Here is a 17707-nt window from a genome sequence, read left to right as displayed (position 1 = left end):
GGTTCCTCCAGTTCCGCCGGTGGCGGCAGGCCGGTCGACGGGGTCACTCGCTGATCCATGCCTCGCCGAAGAGGGCCATGTACTCGTCGGTGGGCACGATGCCGTGCACGTTCTTGCCCCAGGCGGTGAAGCCGGCGCTGGCGCCGAGGTTGACCAGGGGGACGTCCTCGTTGAAGAGGGTCTGGACGGCGTCCAGGACCCGCTGGGTCTCCGCGTCGCTGTCGGCGGCCTGCAACTCGACGAGCAGGGCGTCCATCTTCTTGTTGGCGTAGCCGCCGGGGTTGCCGTAGCTCCGGGAGTTCAGGACGCTCTGGAGGCGGTGGTAGGGGTCGCTCTCGGAGACGCTGGCCGCGCCGCGGCTGATGTCGAAGTCGTGTTCCACATAGGTCTTCGAGACCCGGTCCGCGATGGAGGGGACCATGTCGAGTTTCACCTTGAAGCCGACGCGTTCCAGCATCGCCTTGGTGACGACGGCCTTGGCGCGGGAGACGGGGTCGGTGCCGTCCATGTAGGTGAGCTTGCCGTCATAGCCGTCCTTCTTGGCCTCGGCAAGGAGCCTTTCGGCCTGGTCGAGGTCGACGCCGAGGGGCTTGACGGAGGAGTGCAGGCGCGATTCGGGCGGGAAGATCTCCTGGCCCGGCAGGCCCTTGCCGTCGTAGGCGCGTGCGGTGTCGAGCTTCGGGTCGAGCGCCAGCGCCATCGCCTTGCGGACGCGCAGGTCGCTGCCCGGACGACCGGAGCGGGTGTTGATGGTGATCATGTTGCCGAGGCCGGTGAGGGTCAGCTCCCCCGGGTGGCCCTCCTTCACCGCGTCGTCCACGACGTCGGGGCTGCGCATGTACGTCACGTCGGCGGTGCCGTCGTTGAGCGCCTCCAGCTTGGAGCGGTCGGCCTGCGGCCAGGTGAAGCGCAGCGCGTCGAGGTAGGGCGCGCCCTTCCAGTACTTCTTGTTCGCCTTGAGGACCATCTCCTCCTGCGGGGCGTACGAACCGAGCGTGAAGGGTCCGGCGCCGACCGGGCGGAAGGTCTTCGTGGCGTACGCGGCCGGCGCGACGATCATGCCGGGTGCCTGGGCGAGCATCGCGGGGAAGGCGGCCCACGCGCTGCGGAGGGTGAAGACGACGGTGTGCTCGTCGGTGGCCTCGGTCTTCGCGAGGTTCGGGGCCAGCAGCGCGGTGTCGGCGCCCTTGCTCCTCTGGTACCAGGCGATGCTGCCGACGACGGCCTCGGCGTCGAGCGGGGTGCCGTCGGAGAAGGTGACGCCGTCGCGGAGCTTCAGCGTCCAGGTCTTCAGGTCGGTGCTGCTCTCCAGCGACTTGGCCAGCCACGGTTCGTACTTCTTCGCGGCGGTGTCGTAGCGCATCAGCACGTCGTAGACGGCGGCCAGGGCGGAACCGCCGGACGCACCAGTGGCGTAGGTGACGGCGGGGCTGAGGCTGCGGGCCTCGCCGTAGTCCGCGAAGCGCAGGGTGCCGCCGCGGACCGGGGTGCCGCCCTTCGGCTGTTCACCGACGCTGCCGAAGGTGTACCGGCCGCGTTCGGTCTTCTGCTCCTTGCCGCCTGCCCCGTCGTCGGGTGAGGCGCAGGCGGAGGTGATCAGAGCCGCGGCGGCCAGAGCGGCGGCGAGGCGGGCTCTGGCCCGAGGTGCTCGCTTCATTTCTTCCTCCAGTTGTCCGGAGCCCGAAGTCGGGAAGAACAGGTGCCCGGGGCGGGAAGAGCGGTGCCCGTGGGGCGGGTGGGAAGAGCAGGTGCGGATGCGCCGGAGGGCGGGTGCCCGAGGGCGGATCGTGGGGGGACGCTATGGCCGTCGAAAACCGGCCGACGTGACGCATCCCACTCAGCGGGAACCCGGGCCGGGCCCGTTCGTACGGGGGCTGCGGGCGTGCTTCCGCTCCTCACGGCCCCGTGGCACGGTGTCCCAGTGACCGGAATCAGCCGGGGAACGAGGGCCCCCGACTGCCGAGACTGGCCTCGTCCGCGATCCCAGTGGAGTTCACGACGCCCAGGAGTCCCCGATGTCCAGCGAAACGGATCACCGCGCCGCCGCCCTCGCCCAGGTGGCCGCGCTCACCGGCCCGGGCGGCCGGTTCGAGCTTGCCGAGGAAGACGTGCTGGGCACCCGGCTGCCGGTGTTCACGCACCGCCATCGGGCCCTGCACGAGGTGCTGCACGCCTCCGTCGCCCACGCCGACCGTGAGTTCATCGTCACGGCGGACCGCCGCATCACCTTCGCCGCGCACGCGCAGCGGGTCGCGTCCCTGGCCCGGGTGCTGCGTGAGGAGTACGGCGTCGCGAAGGGCGACCGGGTGGCCATCGCGGCGGCCAACTCCCCGGAGTGGATCATCACGTTCTGGGCCGCCGTGTCCATCGGCGCGGTCGCGGTCGGGTTCAATGCCTGGTGGTCCGAGCGCGAACTGGCGCACGGCCTCGACGACGCGGAGCCCGCGCTCGTGGTGGCCGATGCCCGGCGGGCGGCGAAGCTGACCGGCTGCGTGGTGCCGGTGCTCTCCGTGGAGGAGGACATCAGCCGCTTCACCGCGGCCCACCCGGACGCGCCGCTGCCCTCCGCCGAGGTGGCCGAGGACGATCCGGCGGTCATCCTCTACACCTCGGGCACCTCCGGCCGGCCCAAGGGCGCCGTGCACACCCACCGCAACCTGCTGGCCGTGGTCGAGTACCACCGGCTGAACGAGGCGCTGGGACAGGCCCTGGGCGATCCGACGCCCCCGCAGGACCGGGTCTACCTGCTGACGCTGCCGCTGTTCCACATCGCGAGCCTGCACAACCTGGCCGTGCCGCGCCTGGCCACGGGCAGCCGGATCGCGCTGTACCAGGGCGCCTTCGACGTGGACGCCGTGCTGGGCATGGTCGAGCGGGAGCGCGTCACCAACTGGGGCGCGGTGCCCACCATGGCCCACCGGATGCTGGAACACGGCGGGGCGCACCGCTACGACACCTCCTCGCTGACGGCGTTCGCCCTGGCCTCCGCGCCTTCGTCCACCGCGTTCAAGGAGCGGCTGCGCGAGAGCCTGCCGTTCGCGAAGGACTCGCTGGTGGACAGCTACGGGCTGACCGAGACGTGCACCGCCGTCGCCGCCGCGAGCCCGCAGGAGCTGGCCGCCGCGCCCGGCACTCTGGGCCGGCCCGTCACCGGGGTACAGCTGGAGATCCGCGACCCGCTCGGCCAGGTACTCGGCGAGGGTGAGGAGGGCGAGGTCTGGGTGCGCAGCCAGTACAACATGCTGGGCTACTGGCGCGACCCCGGGGCGACCGCCGGGGCCATCGGCCCGGACCGCTGGCTGCGCACGGGTGACCTGGGGCAGCTGCGCGAGGGCCGGCTCCACCTCGGCAGCCGCAGGTCGGACCTGATCATCCGGGGCGGCGAGAACATCTACCCGGCCGAGATCGAGACGGTGCTCGTGGAGCACCCGGACGTGCGCGAGTGCCTGGTGCTGGGGGCGCCCCATCCCGACCTGGGCCAGGAGGTCGCGGCGGTGGTGGTCCTGGCGGCCGGCTCTGCGGTCACGGAGGAGGCGCTGCGGGAGTACGCGGCGGGACAGCTCTCCTACTTCAAGGTGCCCTCGCGGTGGCGGCTGACCGCCGAGGAGCTGCCGCGCAACGCGACGGGCAAGGTGATCCGGCACCGGGTACGGGTCTGAGCCGCGAGCGTGGGAGGGCCCCGGCCGCGTGAGGTGAACTCCTCGGCGGCCGGGGCCCTCGCGTGTCTGCCACGCCGGGCCCGCGCGTGTCTGCCGCACGCCGGACCCCCGTGTGTCTCCGCGCGCGCCGGGCCCGCGCGTGTCTCCGCGCGCGCCGGGCCCTCGCGTGTCTCCGCGTGCCGGCCCCGCGCGTGCCGGCCCCGCGCGTGCCGGGCCCGCGTGTGTCTGCCGCGCGCCGGGCTCAGAAGGCGCCGGGTCCGCGCAGGGTCGCCTCGGCGCCCCCGTCGATGTAGACCACCTGCCCGGTGATGTGGCTGTTGGCCTCGGAGGCGAGGAAGAGCACGGCGCGGGCGACGTCCTCGGGCTCCAGGTAGCCGCCCAGCGGCATCGGGACCGCCGCGTCCATGACCTTGCGCATCTCGGGGTCGTCGAAGAGGCCCGCGCTCATCGGGGTCAGCACGACGCCGGGCGCCACCACGTTCACCGGGATTCCGGCGTCCGCCCAGCCCTCGGCGACCGCGGTGCGCCGCGCCCACTGGGCGAGGGCCGCCTTGGACGAGGGGTACAGCTGCTGCGCGCGGCCCTCGGCCACCGCGCGGTCGGCGTGCGCGAGGGCCGTGGTCTCGTCGCCGGCCAGGCAGGCGGCGACGACGTCCGGGTCGGCCGTCTGGGTGCCGGAGACGGAGCCGATGGCCACGGCCCTCGGCCGCTCGGCCGCGGCGAGCGCCGGACGCAGAGCCGTCAGGAACTCCGTGGTGCCGAAGTAGTTGACGGTGACCATGCCGCGCCCCGGTACGGCGGTGCCGGCGCAGGTGACGACCGCGTCGACCACGGACCCGGCGGCTTCGGCGGCTGCCGCGGCGGCGGACGCGCGCCCCTGGGGCGTGGACAGGTCTGCGTCCACGTCGCCGCCCCGCAGGTCCACCCCGATCACGCGGTCTCCCTGGGCGCGGAGCAGTGCGGTCAGGGCGGCACCGATCCCGGAACCTGCTCCGGTGACGACGACATTGCGCGGCATGGGTACTCCTCAGCTCGGTGGATGACGCCTGCACCGTAGGAGTTCCGGGACCGGGCGGTGGCGCGTCGTCCCGCTGACCGGACGGGGCCGGTGCGGGCTTCCCGCCCACCGGGACCGGGTCCTCGCACGCGCGGCGGGGCGGCTTGGATGGCGTCTCGCTGCCCGTACCGTCCGGCCCGAGAGAGGTTCACCCATGCGGCTCGGCATCAACAGTCCCGTCGTCACGGCCGTCCCCGGCGTCCACTCCCCCTGGGAGCGCACCGCCGGCATCGAGGAGCTGGGGGCGGTCGCCGAGGCCGCCGACCGGCTCGGCTTCGACCACCTCACCTGCTCGGAGCATGTCGCGGTGCCCGTGGACATCGCGGAGCAGCGCGGCGGCACCTACTGGGATCCGCTGTCCACGTTCGGTCATCTGGCCGCCCGGACCAGCCGCATCAGGTTCGCCACCCAGGTCCTGGTCCTCGGCTACCACCACCCGCTGGAGATCGCCAAGCGCTACGGCACGCTGGACCGCGTCTCGGGCGGGCGGCTCGTCCTGGGGCTCGGGGTGGGCAGTCTGGAGGAGGAGTTCCGGCTGCTCGGCGCGGACTTCGAGGGCCGGGGCGCCATCGCGGACGACGCGCTCGCCGCCCTTCGGGCCTCACTGTCCCGGCGTGAACCCGCCTACCACGGCGAGCACTTCGACTACGAGGGCCTGGTGGTGGAGCCGCACGCGGTGCAGGACCGGGTGCCGCTGTGGATCGGGGGGCGTACGCCGCGTTCGCTGCGCCGGGCGCTCGCGCACGGCGACGGCTGGGTGCCGTTCGGGCTGCCGCTGGACCGGCTGGGCGAGATGGTGGGCGCGGCCGCGCTGCCGGACGGCTTCGAGGTGGTGCTGGGCGCGGGCCGCCCGCTGGACCCGTCCGGCGACGCGCAAGGGGCGGCGGAGGCGTTGCGGAAGGTGTCGGATGCCGGCGCCACGCTGGTCAGCGTGTCGTTGAGCGCCCGGTCGGCGGCCCATTACGTCGAGCAGCTGGAGGCGCTCGCCGCGGTCGCGGGCCTCACGGCCGGGGCGCGGGCGCGGGCATGAGCGAGGACCGGATCGCCGCCCTGGAGGCGCGGCTGCGGCTGCTGGAGGACGAGCGCGCCGTCGCCCGCGCGATGGCCGCGTACGGGCCGCTGGTGGACAGCGGTGAGGCGGACGCGGTGGCCGCGCTCTGGGCCCCGGACGGGGTGTACGACATCGACGAGCTCTACCTCGCGGGCCGGGAGCGGATCGGCGAGATGGTGCGGTCCCCAGCGCACCGGGGCTGGATACGGCAGGGGTGCGCGCATGTCGTGGGCCCCCCGCACATCACGGTCGAGGGCGACGAGGCGGTGGCGGTGTGCCATTCGCTGATGGTGGTGCACGAGGCGGGCCGGTACGTCGTGCGCCGGGCGACCGCCAACCACTGGCGGCTGAGGCGTGCGCCGGGGGGTGCGGGCTGGCAGGTGGTCACCCGCACCAACCGCATCCTGGACGGCCGGCCGGAGTCCCCCGCGCTGCTGGCCCGGGGCGTGCGCGGGGAACCGGCGAGCGGCTGACTCGCCCAAGCGGGGGCTCGGGTGGCACCCCGTCACCCGGCCCCCTGCGCGTACGCCGTCAGCGGGCCCCGTACACCGGCTGCGGCGCCTCGGCCTCGGCGAGCAGCTTCAGCGCCGCGTCGCCGGCCTCGGCGGGGCTCCACCGCGCGCCCTTGTCGGCGGTGGGGCCGGGCCGCCAGCCCTCCATCACCGTGATCCGGCCGCCCTCGGCCTCGAAGACCCGGCCGCTGACCCCCTCGCACGCCGGGGAGCCGAGCCAGACGACGAGCGGGGAGACGTTCTCCGGGGCCATCGCGTCGAACTCCCCCTCGGCGGGCGCTGCCATGGTGTCCGCGAAGGTGTCCTCGGTCATCCGGGTCCGGGCGGCGGGGGCGATGGCGTTGACCTGGACCCCGTACCGGCCCGTCTCGGCGGCGGCCACCAGGGTCAGGCCGACGATCCCGGCCTTGGCGGCGGCGTAGTTGCCCTGGCCGACGCTGCCCAGCAGCCCCGCACCGGAACTGGTGTTGATCACACGGGCGCAGGGGGTGCGGCCGGCCTTCGCCTCGGCGCGCCAGTGTGCCGCCGCGTGCTTGAGCGGCAGGAAGTGGCCCTTGAGGTGGACGCGCATGACCGCGTCCCAGTCGTCCTCGTCCAGGTTGACCAGCATCCGGTCGCGGAGGAATCCCGCGTTGTTGACGAGCGTGTCGAGCCGGCCGAAGGTGTCGAGCGCGGTGGCGACGAGGGAGGCCGCGCCCTCGGCGGTCGCGATGTCGCCGTTGTGCGCGACGGCCTCGCCGCCGGCCGCGCGGATCAGGGCGACGACCTCCTGGGCGGGGCCGGTGGCCGTACCGGAGCCGTCGATGCCCACGCCCAGGTCGTTGACGACGACCTTCGCGCCCTCGGCGGCGAGGGCCAGGGCGTGGGCGCGGCCGAGGCCCCGGCCGGCGCCGGTGACGACGGCGACGCGTCCGGTGCACAGAGCGGTCGATGAGGTCATGACGGGTGTCCTTTCCATCGGCGGGTCAGCGGGGGCGGGGGGGTCGTCACCACGGAGCGGTGTCCGTCACCACTGAGTGGTATGACGCTCTCCCGCCGCGTCCGCATCACTGCTACCTTGAACCAAACAAACGTTAGGTGGAAAGGTAGCTGATCTGCTCATGGGTGTCTCCACCTCCGTCCCGGAAGAGGGCATCGCCCTCGTCACCGTGGACTTCCCCCCGGTCAACGCCCTGCCCGTGCAGGGCTGGTACGACCTCGCAGCGGCGGTCCGGGCCGCCGGGGCCGACCCGGACGTGCGGTGTGTGGTCCTCACCGCCGAAGGCCGCGGCTTCAACGCGGGCGTGGACATCAAGGAGATGCAGCGCGCGACCGGACCCGAGACGCTGATCGGCGCCAACCGCGGCTGCTACGAGGCGTTCGCGGCGGTCTACGACTGCGAGGTCCCGGTGGTCGCCGCCGTGCACGGCTTCTGCCTGGGCGGCGGCATCGGCCTGGTGGGCAACGCCGACGCGATCGTGGCCAGTGAGGACGCGGCCTTCGGCCTGCCCGAGCTGGACCGGGGCGCGCTCGGCGCGGCCACGCACCTGGCCCGGCTGGTCCCGCAGCACCTCATGCGGGCGCTGTACTACACCTCCCGCACGGTGACGGCCCACGAGCTGCACCGGCACGGCTCGGTGTGGAGCGTCGTCCCGCCCGACCGGCTGGCCGCGGCCGCCCTCGCCCTGGCCCGGGAGATCGCCGCCAAGGACGGCTACCTGATCCGGCTGGCCAAGGCCGCCATCAACGGCATCGACCCCGTCGACGTACGCCGCAGCTACCGCTTCGAGCAGGGCTTCACCTTCGAGGCCAATCTCAGCGGTGTGGCCGACCGGGTGCGCGACGCCTTCGGCACGGACAAGGAGCAGCAGGCGTGACACAGGACAAGACGATGACGGCCGACGACGTCGTCGGCCGGCTGGAGAGCGGCATGACGGTCGGGATCGGCGGCTGGGGCTCGCGCCGCAAGCCGATGGCCCTGGTCCGGGCGCTGCTGCGGTCGGACGTCACCGATCTGACCGTGGTGTCGTACGGCGGGCCGGACGTCGGGCTGCTCGCGGCCGCCGGGAAGATCCGCAAGCTGGTCGCGGCGTTCGGCACGCTCGACTCGATACCGCTGGAGCCCCACTTCACGGCGGCCCGGCAGCGCGGCGCGTTCGAGATGGTCGAGCTGGACGAGGCGATGATGATGTGGGGCCTGACGGCGGGCGCCCAGCGGCTGCCGTTCATGCCGGTGCGCGCCGGTCTCGGCTCGGACCTGATGACGGTCAACCCGGCCCTGCGCACGGTCACCTCGCCGTACGAGGACGGGGAGAAGCTGGTCGCGGCGCCGGCACTGCGGCTGGACGCGGCGCTGGTCCACCTCAACCGCTGCGACGCGCAGGGCAACGGCCAGTACCTGGGCCCCGACCCGTACTTCGACGACCTGTTCTGCGAGGCCGCCGACCGGGCGTACGTCTCCTGCGAGCGGATCGTGGAGACGGCGGACCTGCTGAAGGAGCACGGGCCGCAGACCCTGCTGGTGAAGCGGCTGTTCGTGGACGGAGTGGTCGAGACGCCGAACGGGGCGCACTTCACCTCCTGCGTGCCCGACCACGACCGCGACGAGTCCTTCCAGCGCGCCTATGTGCGGGCCGCCCGGGATCCGGAGGCGTGGCCCGCGTTCGTCGCCCGGTTCCTGTCCGGGGACGAAGCCGCCTACCAGGCCGCCGTCACCGCGTTCCACCAGGAGGAGGCAGCATGAGCCGCACCGAGACCACCGCCGCCGCGCCGGCCGGCCGCGCCGAGTACTGCGTGGTGGCGTGCGCCGAGGCGTGGCGGGACGCCGGGGAGGTCCTCGCCAGCCCGATGGGCACCGTCCCGGCGATCGGCGCCCGCCTGGCGAAGCTGACCTTCTCCCCCGCCCTGCTGCTGACCGACGGGGAGGCCCTGCTGATGGGCGACACCCCCGCGGTCGGTGTGCGGCCGGGGAGCGTGGAGGGCTGGCTGCCGTTCCGCCAGCACCTGACGCTCACCGCGACCGGCCGCCGGCACGTGATGATGGGCGCCAGCCAGCTCGACCGGCACGGCAACCAGAACATCTCCTGCATCGGCGACTGGGCCAGGCCCGCCCGCCAGCTGCTCGGGGTGCGCGGGGCGCCCGTCAACACCTTGAACAACCCGACGAGTTACTGGGTGCCCAAGCACTCGAAGCGGGTGTTCGTGGAACACGTCGACATGGTGAGCGGCGTCGGCTACGACCGGGCCGCGGCGGCCGGCCCGTCCGCGACCCGCTACCACCGCATCCCGGGCGTCATCACCGACCTGGGCGTCTTCGACTTCGAGACCCCCGACCGCACCATGCGCATCCGCTCCCTGCACCCCGGGGTCGCCCTCGAACAGGTCACCGAGGCCACCGGCTTCGCCCTGTCCGTCCCCGACGACGTGCCGCTCACCCGGGAGCCCACCGAGGCCGAACTGCGGCTGATCCGCGAGGTCATCGACCCGAAGGGACTGCGCGCGCGGGAGGTCCCGGCATGACCGGGCCCGCACCGATGCCGACCGCGCTCACCGAGCTGACCGGGGTGCGGTACCCGATCGTGCAGACGGGCATGGGCTGGGTGGCCGGGCCCCGGCTGGTCTCCGCCTCCGCCCGGGCGGGGGCGCTCGGCATCCTGGCCTCCGCGACGATGGGCGTCGAACAGCTGCGTGCGGCGATCCGCGAGGTCAAGTCCCGTACGGACGCGCCGTTCGGCGTCAATCTGCGGGCGGACGCGGGCGACGCGGGCGAGCGGGTCGGCATCATGATCGAGGAGGGGGTGCGGGTCGCGTCCTTCGCGCTCGCCCCCTCCAAGGACCTGATCGCCCGCCTCAAGGACGCCGGTGTCGTCGTCATCCCCTCCGTCGGCGCCCGCCGGCACGCGGAGAAGGTCGCCGCCTGGGGCGCGGACGCGGTGATGGTCCAGGGCGGCGAGGGCGGCGGCCACACGGGCGAGGTGGCCACCACGGTGCTGCTCCCCCAGGTCGTGGACGCCGTGGGCATCCCGGTGATCGCGGCGGGCGGCTTCCACGACGGGCGCGGCCTGGTCGCCGCGCTCGCCTACGGGGCGGCCGGGATCGGGATGGGCACGCGCTTCCTGCTCACCTCCGACAGCACCGTCCCCGGCCCGGTGAAGGAGAAGTACCTGGCCGCCACCGTCAAGGACGTCACGGTCACCGACCGGGTGGACGGCCTGCCGCACCGCATGCTGCGGACCGCCATGGTCGACTCGCTGGAGCGTTCCGGCCGCGCCGCCTCGCTGCTGCGGGCCCTGCGGCACGCCTCGGCGTTCCGCCGCGAGTCCGGTGCGAGCTGGCCGCAGCTCGTGCGCGACGGGCTCGCGATGAAGCACGGCAAGGACCTGTCCTGGAGCCAGGTGCTGCTGGCCGCCAACACCCCGATGCTGCTCAAAGCCTCGTTGGTCGAGGGCCGCACGGACATCGGCGTGATGGCCTCGGGCCAGGTCGCCGGGCTCATCGAGGACCTGCCGTCCTGCGCGGAACTGGTCGAGCGGATCATGGACGAGGCGCGGGCGGCCCTGAAGGGCCTGCCGGCGGCCGGCTGAACCGGGCGTACGGGACCGGGGGCGCGCCGCTCACATGGCGCGCCCCCGGTCCGCGCCGCCCCTCAGAGGCGTTCGATGATCGTCACGTTGGCCTGGCCGCCGCCCTCGCACATGGTCTGGAGGCCGTAGCGGCCGCCGGTGCGCTCCAGTTCGTGCAGGAGGGTCGTCATCAGCTTGGTGCCGGTGGCGCCGAGGGGGTGGCCGAGCGCGATGGCGCCGCCGTTGACGTTGACCTTGTCCGGGTCGGCGCCGGTCTCCTTCAGCCAGGCCAGGACGACCGGGGCGAACGCCTCGTTGATCTCCACCAGGTCCATGTCGCCGATGGACATGCCGGCCTTCTTCAGCGCGTACGCGGTCGCCGGGATGGGCGCGGACAGCATCCGGATCGGGTCCTCGCCGCGCACCGAGAGGTGGTGGATGCGGGCCCTGGGCGTGAGGCCGTGCTCGGCGACGGCCCGCTCGGAGGCGATGAGCAGCGCGGACGCCCCGTCCGAGACCTGCGAGGAGACGCCTGCGGTCAGCCGTCCGCCCTCCACCACCGGCTTGAGCCCCGCCATCTTCTCCAGCGAGGTGTCCCGGCGCGGCCCCTCGTCCACGGTGACGTCCCCGTACGCGACGGTCTCGCGGGTGAAGCGGCCCTCGTCGATGGCGCGCAGGGCGCGCTGGTGCGAGCGGAGCGCGAAGTGCTCCATGTCCTCGCGGGAGATGCCCCACTTCTCGGCGATGAGTTCGGCGCCGTGGAACTGGTTGACGGGCGCGTCGCCGTAGCGGGCCCGCCACCCCCGGGAGCCGAGGTAGGGGCCGTCGGTGAGGCCGAGGGGTTCGGCGGCCTGGCGGCTGGCGAAGGCGATCGGGATCATCGACATGTTCTGGGTGCCGCCCGCGACGACCAGGTCCTGGGTGCCGGACATGACGCCCTGGGCGGCGAAGTGGACGGCCTGCTGGGAGGAGCCGCACTGCCGGTCGACGGTGGTCCCGGGCACCTCCTCGGGCAGGCCGGCGGCGAGCCAGGCGGTGCGGGCGATGTCCCCGGCCTGGGGGCCCACGGTGTCCAGGCAGCCGAAGACGACGTCGTCCACGGCGGCCGGGTCGATGCCGCCGCGTTCGACCAGCGCCTTGATGACATGGGCCCCGAGGTCGGCGGGGTGGACGGCGGACAGCCCGCCCTTGCGCCGGCCGACCGGGGTGCGGACCGCTTCGATGATGTATGCCTCGGCCATGACTGCTCCTTCGTTGCGAACGTGATGGGTGGGTCAGCCGCGCGCGGTGATGCCGGCGAGGACCATGGACAGGTACTGGCGGGCGATCGCCTCCGCGCTGTGGGCGCCGCCGGGCCGGTACCAGGAGGCGGCGACCCAGACGGTGTCGCGGACGAACCGGTAGACGAGGCGGACGTCCAGGTCGGCCCGGAATGCCTGTTCGGCGACGCCGCGTTCCAGCGTGCGCAGCCAGGCGTTCTCGAACTTGGGCTGTGAGCCCGCGAGATGGGCGAAGCGCGGCTGGGCGGAGAGGTGCTTGGACTCCTTCTGGTAGATGGCGACCGCGGGGCCGTGCCGGTCGATCTGCCGGAAGGACTGGGTGACGAGCGCCCCGAGGGTGTCCCGGGGGCCGAGTCCGGCGGCGAGCACGGTGTCGTAGCACGCCCACAGCTCGTCCAGGAAGGCGGTGAGGATCTCGTCGAGCATCGCCTCCTTGGAGTCGAAGTGGTAGTAGAGGCTGCCCGCGAGCATTCCGGCGGCGTCCGCGATGCGGCGGACGGTGGTGGCGTTGTAGCCCTGCTCGGCGAAGACCCGGGCAGCGGTGGCGAGGAGTTCGGCGCGTCGTTCGGCGTTGGGGTTCGGGGCGATGGCGCTCACGCCCTCTGGCTGCTCACCGAGACGGTCTCGCCCGTCAGGTACGAGGAGTAGCCGCTGGCCAGGAAGACGATGACGTTGGCGATCTCCCAGGGTTCGGCGTACCGGCCGAAGGCTTCGCGCTCGGTGAGTTCGGCGAGGAGTTCGGGCGTGGTGACCTTCACCAGGTGCGGGTGCATGGCGAGGCTCGGGGCGACGGCGTTGACGCGTACGCCGAAGTCGGCGGCTTCCAGGGCGGCGCAGCGGGTGAGGGCCATGACGCCGGCCTTCGCGGCGGCGTAGTGGGCCTGGCCGCGCTGGGCGCGCCAGCCGATGACGGAGGCGTTGTTGACGACGATGCCGCCGGCGGCGCTGTCCTTGAAGTGGCGCAGGGCGGTGCGGGTGCAGCGGAAGGTGCCGTTGAGGGTGACGTCGAGGACCTTGGCCCACTGCTCGTCGGTCATGTCCACGAGGTCGGCGGTACCGCCGAGTCCGGCGTTGTTGACGACGATGTCGAGCCGGCCGTGGCGTTCGGCGGCGAGCGCGAACAGGGCGTCGACCTGGTCCTGGTCGGTGACGTCGCAGGGCAGTGCGGCGACCCGGTCCGCGCCGAACTCCTCGGCGAGCGCGTCTGCGCTCTCGCGCAGGCGGCGCTCGTGGGCGTCGCCGATGACGATCCGGGCTCCCTCCTCAAGGAATTTACGGGCGGTCGCGCCGCCGATTCCGGCACCGGCGGCGGCGGTGATCACCGCGGTGCGTCCGTCCAGGAGGTGGTGGCCAGGTACGTAGGCCGGCCGGTGGGTCATGGGCGCAGCTCCTTGGGGAGGCCGAGGACGCGCTCGGCGATGATGTTGCGCTGGATCTCGTTGGATCCGGCGTAGATGGTGTCGGCGCGGGAGAAGAGGAACAGCCGCTGCCAGTCGTCGAGTTCGTAGGGCTCCTCGGGCGCGGTCATCCCGCCGGCGCCCAGGACGCTCATGGCCAGTTCGCCGAGTTCGCGGTGCCAGGTGGCCCAGTAGATCTTCCCGATGGACGCGTCGGGTCCCGGGGCGCCGGCCGCGACGCCGTCGAGCATGCGCAGGGCGTTGCAGCGGATGGTCTCCAGGCCGGTCCAGGCGTGGGCGAGGCGGTCGCGGATCAGCGGGTCGTCGGCGGCGCCGTTGCTGCGGGCCAGGGCGATGAGGGTTTCCAGTTCGCGCCGGAAGCCGACCTGCTGGCCGAGGGTGGAGACACCGCGTTCGAAGCCGAGGGTGGCCATGGCCACGCGCCAGCCGTCGCCGGGGGCGCCGACGATGTGCTCGGCGCGGGTGCGGGCGCCGTCGAAGAAGACCTCGTTGAACTCGCTGGTGCCGGTCAGCTGGGTGATGGGCCGGATCTCGACGCCGGGCTGGTCCAGCGGGACCAGGAGGTAGGACAGGCCCCGGTGGCGGGTGGAGCCCGGTTCGGTGCGGGCGACCACGAAGCACCACTGCGCCTCGTGGGCCAGTGACGTCCAGGTCTTCTGCCCGGTGACGACCCAGTCCGCGCCGTCCCGCTCGGCCCTGGTGCGCACGTTCGCGAGGTCGGAGCCGGCGTCGGGCTCGCTGTAGCCCTGGCACCACAGCTCATCGGCGGCGACGATCGGCGGCAGGAACCTGGCCTGCTGCTCGGGTGTGCCGAAGGCGACCAGTGTCGGCCCGAGGAGCTGCTCGCCGATGTGGTTGACCCGTGCGGGGGCGTCGGCCAGGGCGTACTCCTCGTGGAAGGCGACCTGCTGCTCGATGGTCGCGCCCCGGCCGCCGTGCTCCTTCGGCCAGCCCACACAGGTCCAGCCCTCGGCGGCCATGTGCCGCTCCCAGGCCAGCCGTTCGGCGAATGCCTCGTGCTCGCGGCCGGGGCCGCCCCGGCCCCGCAGGCCCGCGAAGGGCCCGGTGAGCCGGGCGGCCAGCCAGCCGCGGATCTCGGTGCGGAACTCCTCGACGCTGCTCATGGGGGTACGTTAATCTACCAAACACTTGTTAGGGAAGGAGGGGCCACGATGTCCGCTGCCCATGACGAACCGGTGCGCTACGAGAAGCGGGGCCCGGTCGCGACGGTGACCATGAACCGCCCGGACTACCGCAACGCGCAGAACTCCGCGATGACCTACGCCCTGGACCGGGCGTTCTACCGCGCGGCCGAGGACAACGAGGTGAAGACCGTCGTCCTGGCGGGGGCGGGCAAGCACTTCTCGGCCGGACACGACATCGGCACCCCGGAGCGGGACGCGCATCTGCCGTTCGAGCGGCGGGCGGGGCTGTGGTGGGACCACTCGGACAAGGAGGGCGCGGAGAGCCGCTTCGCCCGCGAGTCCGAGGTCTATCTCGGCATGTGCCGCCGCTGGCGCGAACTGCCGAAGCCGGTCGTCGCGTCCGTGCAGGGCGCGTGCGTGGCGGGCGGCCTGATGCTGGCCTGGGTGTGCGACCTGATCGTGGCCTCCGAGGACGCGTTCTTCGCCGACCCCGTGGTCCGCATGGGCATCCCCGGCGTCGAGTACTTCGCCCACCCCTGGGTGATGCCGCCCCGCATCGCCAAGGAGTTCCTTTTCACCGGCGACCGGATGAGCGCCCGGCGCGCCTACGAGGTGGGCATGGTCAACCGGGTCGTACCCCGCGAGGAACTGGCCGACCGCAGCCACGAGTTGGCATTGCGCATCGCGGAGATGCCGCGCATGGGCCTGGCCCTGACCAAGCGCGCGGTCAACCAGGCCGAGGACCTCCAGGGGATGCACACCGGCATGGACTCGGTGTTCGGCCTGCACCACCTGGCGCACGCCCACAACGCCGAGACCGCGCCGGACGCGCTCGGCGGCATGGACATCCGGGCGATGAAGAAGGCGGGCGGCTGATGGACCTCGACTTCGACGCGGCCGACGAGACCTTCCGTACCGAGGTGCGCGACTGGCTCGCCGCACATGTCCCGGCCACGCCCCTGCCCTCACTGGAGACCGCCGAGGGTTTCGCCGCGCACCGGGAGTGGGAAGCCGTCCTGGCCGCCGACCGCTGGTCGGTGGTCTCCTGGCCCGGGGAGTTCGGCGGGCGCGGCGCGTCCCTGCTGCGCTGGCTGATCTTCGAGGAGGAGTACTACGCGGCCGGGGCACCGGGCCGGGTCAGCCAGAACGGCATCAATCTGCTGGCCCCGACGCTCTTCGAGCACGGCACCGCCGAACAGCGGGCCCGCGTCCTGCCGGTGATGGCGCGGGGCGAGGTCATCTGGGCGCAGGCGTGGTCGGAGCCGGAGTCCGGTTCCGACCTCGCCTCGCTGCGCTCCACGGCGGTACGGACCGAGGGCGGCTGGCTGCTCGGCGGGCAGAAGACCTGGTCGTCGCGGGCCGCTTTCGCGGACCGGGCGTTCGGCCTGTTCCGCAGCGACCCGGACGCGGACCGGCCGCACCGGGGGCTGACGTATCTGATGTTCCCGCTGGACGCCGAAGGCGTCACCGTGCGGCCCATCGGGCGGCTCGACGGGAAGCCGGCCTTCGCCGAACTCTTCCTGGACGAGGTGTTCGTCCCCGACGAGGACGTCATCGGCGAACCCGGGCAGGGCTGGCGGGTCGCGATGAGCACCACCGGCAACGAGCGCGGGCTCACCCTGCGCAGCCCCGGCCGCTTCACCGCCGCCGCGGACCGGCTCACCGCCCTGTGGCACGAGCACGGCGACCCGGCGGACACGGCGCTGCGCGACCGGGTCGCGGACGCGGTGATCGGCGCCCGCGCCTACCGGCTGTTCTCGTACGCGGGTGCCTCGCGCGTCCTGCACGGCGAGGGCGGTCCCGCCGGGGCCGCCTCCAGCCTCAACAAGATCTACTGGTCCGAGCTGGACATCGCCCTGCACGAGACAGCCCTCGACCTGCTCGGCCCCCGCGGCGAACTCGCCGACCACGCCTCCGAGGCTCCGGACGGCGGCGGCTGGTCCGAGGGGTACACCTTCGCGCTGGCCGGCCCCATCTACGCGGGCACCAACGAGATCCAGCGCGACATCATCGCCGAGCGGCTGCTCGGCCTTCCGAAGGGACGCCGCTGATGCGTTTCCTCCTCGACAGGGAGCAGCGGGAGTTCGCCCGCTCCCTGGACGGTCTGCTCACCTCGTCCGACGTCCCGGCCGCGGTCCGGTCCTGGGCGGCCGGTGACCACGGCCCGGGGCGGGCCGTCTGGGCGCGGCTCGCCGATGCCGGGCTCTTCGCGCTCGCGGTGCCCGAGGAGCACGAAGGCCTGGGCCCGCTGCCCGTCGAACTGGCCGTCGCCTTCGAGGTGCTGGGCCGGCACGCCGTTCCCGGGCCGCTGGTCGAGACGGTGGCGGCGGCGGCCCTGCTGGACCGGCTCGGTGACAAGGACCTCGCCGCCGCGCACCTGCCCGCACTCGCCTCGGGCGCCCGCGTGGCCTCCCTGTGCGTGACGGCGCTCGGCCCGTACGCGCTGGACGCGGACGCGGCCGGCACGGTGTTCGTCGTGGCCGACGACACGCTGCGGGTGGCCGGCGGTTCGGGGCCCGTACAGCCCTCGGCCGACCCCGGGCGGCGCCTGGCACGGCCCTCGGGCGGTGCGGTCGTGGCCAGGGGCCCCGAGGTGACGGCCGCCGCCGTGTACGCGGCCGAGGTCGCCGCGCTCGCCACGGCGGCCCAGGCACTCGGGGTCGGCCGGACACTGCTGGCGCGTACCGTCGAATACGTCACCGGGCGCACCCAGTTCGGCGTGGCGATCGGGTCCTTCCAGAGCGTCAAGCACCGCCTGGCGGACACCTTGCTGGCGCTGGAGTTCGCCGAGCCGCTGGTGCACGGCGCCGCGCTCGCCCTCGCCGCCGGCGGCCAGGAGGCGGGCCGGGACGTCGCCGCCGCCAAGGCCACCGCCGGCGAGGCCGCGTACGGGGCCGCGCGCACCGCGCTCCAACTGCACGGAGCCGTGGGCTACACGGACGAACTCGACCTGTCCTTGTGGATACGCAAGGCCCGGCCACTGCGCGACGCCTGGGGCACCCCGGCCGCCTGCCGGGCGCGCGTACTGGCCGCCTGACCGCACA

Annotated in this window: 17 protein-coding genes; 10 read left to right on the top strand and 7 right to left on the bottom strand. The window is 73.4% G+C overall.

The genetic code is table 11. The annotated features are described in order from the left end of the window. Positions 1–43: 43 nt before the first annotated feature. A complete protein-coding gene (locus E6R18_RS16505; protein ID WP_136317649.1) occupies positions 44–1657 on the bottom strand; it encodes an ABC transporter substrate-binding protein in 1614 nt (537 codons plus the stop codon). 358 nt (positions 1658–2015) lie between these two features. On the opposite strand from E6R18_RS16505, the gene E6R18_RS16500 reads away from it, so the two are divergent. Then, positions 2016–3659 (top strand): class I adenylate-forming enzyme family protein, encoded by a 1644-nt coding sequence (locus E6R18_RS16500; protein ID WP_136317648.1) that lies wholly within the window; start codon positions 2016–2018, stop codon positions 3657–3659. A gap of 241 nt (positions 3660–3900) precedes the next feature. Here E6R18_RS16500 and E6R18_RS16495 read toward each other — a convergent pair whose 3' ends face one another. After that, a complete protein-coding gene (locus E6R18_RS16495) occupies positions 3901–4677 on the bottom strand; it encodes an SDR family oxidoreductase (RefSeq protein ID WP_136317647.1) in 777 nt (258 codons plus the stop codon). 193 nt (positions 4678–4870) lie between these two features. On the opposite strand from E6R18_RS16495, the gene E6R18_RS16490 reads away from it, so the two are divergent. Together E6R18_RS16490 and E6R18_RS16485 are read left to right on the top strand one after the other, a co-directional pair. Further along, positions 4871–5746 carry a TIGR03619 family F420-dependent LLM class oxidoreductase gene (locus tag E6R18_RS16490; RefSeq protein ID WP_136317646.1) on the top strand — a complete coding sequence of 292 codons (876 nt, stop codon included), beginning with the start codon at positions 4871–4873 and terminating at the stop codon, positions 5744–5746. After that, positions 5743–6240, top strand: a complete 498-nt coding sequence (locus E6R18_RS16485; RefSeq protein ID WP_136317645.1) for a nuclear transport factor 2 family protein — start codon at positions 5743–5745, stop codon at positions 6238–6240. The genes E6R18_RS16490 and E6R18_RS16485 overlap by 4 nt, the downstream gene beginning before the upstream one ends. A gap of 58 nt (positions 6241–6298) precedes the next feature. Here E6R18_RS16485 and E6R18_RS16480 read toward each other — a convergent pair whose 3' ends face one another. After that, complete coding sequence (locus tag E6R18_RS16480; protein WP_136317644.1) at positions 6299–7219, bottom strand: SDR family oxidoreductase; 921 nt, start codon at positions 7217–7219, stop codon at positions 6299–6301. Positions 7220–7379: 160 nt separating this feature from the next. Between E6R18_RS16480 and E6R18_RS16475 the strand changes: the two genes are divergently transcribed. The 4 genes from E6R18_RS16475 to E6R18_RS16460 are packed head-to-tail and all read left to right on the top strand — an operon-like array spanning position 7380 to position 10841. Next, a complete protein-coding gene (locus E6R18_RS16475; RefSeq protein ID WP_136317643.1) occupies positions 7380–8135 on the top strand; it encodes an enoyl-CoA hydratase family protein in 756 nt (251 codons plus the stop codon). Positions 8136–8149: 14 nt separating this feature from the next. Then, positions 8150–9001: a CoA-transferase gene (locus tag E6R18_RS16470; RefSeq protein ID WP_136317672.1), complete on the top strand. Its 852-nt coding sequence runs from the start codon at positions 8150–8152 to the stop codon at positions 8999–9001. Beyond that, the gene (locus E6R18_RS16465) at positions 8998–9777 is read left to right on the top strand and encodes a CoA-transferase (protein ID WP_136317642.1); all 780 of its coding nucleotides are present in this window, start codon (positions 8998–9000) and stop codon (positions 9775–9777) included. Before E6R18_RS16470 ends, E6R18_RS16465 begins: the two co-directional genes overlap by 4 nt. 14 nt (positions 9778–9791) lie before the next feature. Then, complete coding sequence (locus E6R18_RS16460) at positions 9792–10841, top strand: nitronate monooxygenase (RefSeq protein ID WP_136317671.1); 1050 nt, start codon at positions 9792–9794, stop codon at positions 10839–10841. 62 nt (positions 10842–10903) lie between these two features. Here the strand turns inward: E6R18_RS16460 and E6R18_RS16455 are convergent, their stop codons facing one another. Genes E6R18_RS16455 through E6R18_RS16440 form a run of 4 tightly spaced genes read right to left on the bottom strand, consistent with a single transcriptional unit; the run spans position 10904 to position 14642 of the window. Next, positions 10904–12061 carry an acetyl-CoA C-acetyltransferase gene (locus tag E6R18_RS16455; RefSeq protein ID WP_136317641.1) on the bottom strand — a complete coding sequence of 386 codons (1158 nt, stop codon included), beginning with the start codon at positions 12059–12061 and terminating at the stop codon, positions 10904–10906. Positions 12062–12094: 33 nt separating this feature from the next. Then, entirely contained in the window at positions 12095–12697 is a 603-nt protein-coding gene (locus E6R18_RS16450) for a TetR/AcrR family transcriptional regulator (RefSeq protein WP_136317640.1), read from the bottom strand. Continuing rightward, positions 12694–13479, bottom strand: coding sequence for an SDR family oxidoreductase (locus tag E6R18_RS16445; protein WP_136317639.1), 786 nt, complete (start codon positions 13477–13479; stop codon positions 12694–12696). Before E6R18_RS16445 ends, E6R18_RS16450 begins: the two co-directional genes overlap by 4 nt. Further along, entirely contained in the window at positions 13476–14642 is a 1167-nt protein-coding gene (locus E6R18_RS16440; RefSeq protein ID WP_136317638.1) for an acyl-CoA dehydrogenase family protein, read from the bottom strand. The genes E6R18_RS16445 and E6R18_RS16440 overlap by 4 nt, the downstream gene beginning before the upstream one ends. Positions 14643–14690: 48 nt before the next feature. Between E6R18_RS16440 and E6R18_RS16435 the strand changes: the two genes are divergently transcribed. The 3 genes from E6R18_RS16435 to E6R18_RS16425 are packed head-to-tail and all read left to right on the top strand — an operon-like array spanning position 14691 to position 17700. Continuing rightward, positions 14691–15539, top strand: coding sequence for an enoyl-CoA hydratase (locus E6R18_RS16435; RefSeq protein ID WP_136317637.1), 849 nt, complete (start codon positions 14691–14693; stop codon positions 15537–15539). Then, positions 15539–16714, top strand: coding sequence for an acyl-CoA dehydrogenase family protein (locus E6R18_RS16430; RefSeq protein WP_136317636.1), 1176 nt, complete (start codon positions 15539–15541; stop codon positions 16712–16714). The genes E6R18_RS16435 and E6R18_RS16430 overlap by 1 nt, the downstream gene beginning before the upstream one ends. After that, positions 16714–17700 (top strand): acyl-CoA dehydrogenase family protein, encoded by a 987-nt coding sequence (locus E6R18_RS16425; protein ID WP_136317635.1) that lies wholly within the window; start codon positions 16714–16716, stop codon positions 17698–17700. Before E6R18_RS16430 ends, E6R18_RS16425 begins: the two co-directional genes overlap by 1 nt. Positions 17701–17707 lie beyond the last annotated feature (7 nt).

Source organism: Streptomyces sp. A1277, assembly GCF_004795015.1.
Lineage (GTDB): Bacteria > Actinomycetota > Actinomycetes > Streptomycetales > Streptomycetaceae > Streptomyces.
Note: the sequence above shows the minus strand (reverse complement) of the source record. Positions and strands in the feature narration are given on the sequence as shown.

Excerpts from the sequence above, each read along its gene's own strand:
- E6R18_RS16505 (WP_136317649.1), bottom strand. The coding sequence starts at position 1,657 with ATGAAGCGAGCACCTCGGGCCAGAGCCCGCCTCGCCGCCGCTCTGGCC.
- E6R18_RS16500 (WP_136317648.1), top strand. The coding sequence starts at position 2,016 with ATGTCCAGCGAAACGGATCACCGCGCCGCCGCCCTCGCCCAGGTGGCC.
- E6R18_RS16495 (WP_136317647.1), bottom strand. The coding sequence starts at position 4,677 with ATGCCGCGCAATGTCGTCGTCACCGGAGCAGGTTCCGGGATCGGTGCC.
- E6R18_RS16490 (WP_136317646.1), top strand. The coding sequence starts at position 4,871 with ATGCGGCTCGGCATCAACAGTCCCGTCGTCACGGCCGTCCCCGGCGTC.
- E6R18_RS16485 (WP_136317645.1), top strand. The coding sequence starts at position 5,743 with ATGAGCGAGGACCGGATCGCCGCCCTGGAGGCGCGGCTGCGGCTGCTG.
- E6R18_RS16480 (WP_136317644.1), bottom strand. The coding sequence starts at position 7,219 with ATGACCTCATCGACCGCTCTGTGCACCGGACGCGTCGCCGTCGTCACC.
- E6R18_RS16475 (WP_136317643.1), top strand. The coding sequence starts at position 7,380 with ATGGGTGTCTCCACCTCCGTCCCGGAAGAGGGCATCGCCCTCGTCACC.
- E6R18_RS16470 (WP_136317672.1), top strand. The coding sequence starts at position 8,150 with ATGACGGCCGACGACGTCGTCGGCCGGCTGGAGAGCGGCATGACGGTC.
- E6R18_RS16465 (WP_136317642.1), top strand. The coding sequence starts at position 8,998 with ATGAGCCGCACCGAGACCACCGCCGCCGCGCCGGCCGGCCGCGCCGAG.
- E6R18_RS16460 (WP_136317671.1), top strand. The coding sequence starts at position 9,792 with ATGCCGACCGCGCTCACCGAGCTGACCGGGGTGCGGTACCCGATCGTG.
- E6R18_RS16455 (WP_136317641.1), bottom strand. The coding sequence starts at position 12,061 with ATGGCCGAGGCATACATCATCGAAGCGGTCCGCACCCCGGTCGGCCGG.
- E6R18_RS16445 (WP_136317639.1), bottom strand. The coding sequence starts at position 13,479 with ATGACCCACCGGCCGGCCTACGTACCTGGCCACCACCTCCTGGACGGA.
- E6R18_RS16440 (WP_136317638.1), bottom strand. The coding sequence starts at position 14,642 with ATGAGCAGCGTCGAGGAGTTCCGCACCGAGATCCGCGGCTGGCTGGCC.
- E6R18_RS16435 (WP_136317637.1), top strand. The coding sequence starts at position 14,691 with ATGTCCGCTGCCCATGACGAACCGGTGCGCTACGAGAAGCGGGGCCCG.
- E6R18_RS16430 (WP_136317636.1), top strand. The coding sequence starts at position 15,539 with ATGGACCTCGACTTCGACGCGGCCGACGAGACCTTCCGTACCGAGGTG.
- E6R18_RS16425 (WP_136317635.1), top strand. The coding sequence starts at position 16,714 with ATGCGTTTCCTCCTCGACAGGGAGCAGCGGGAGTTCGCCCGCTCCCTG.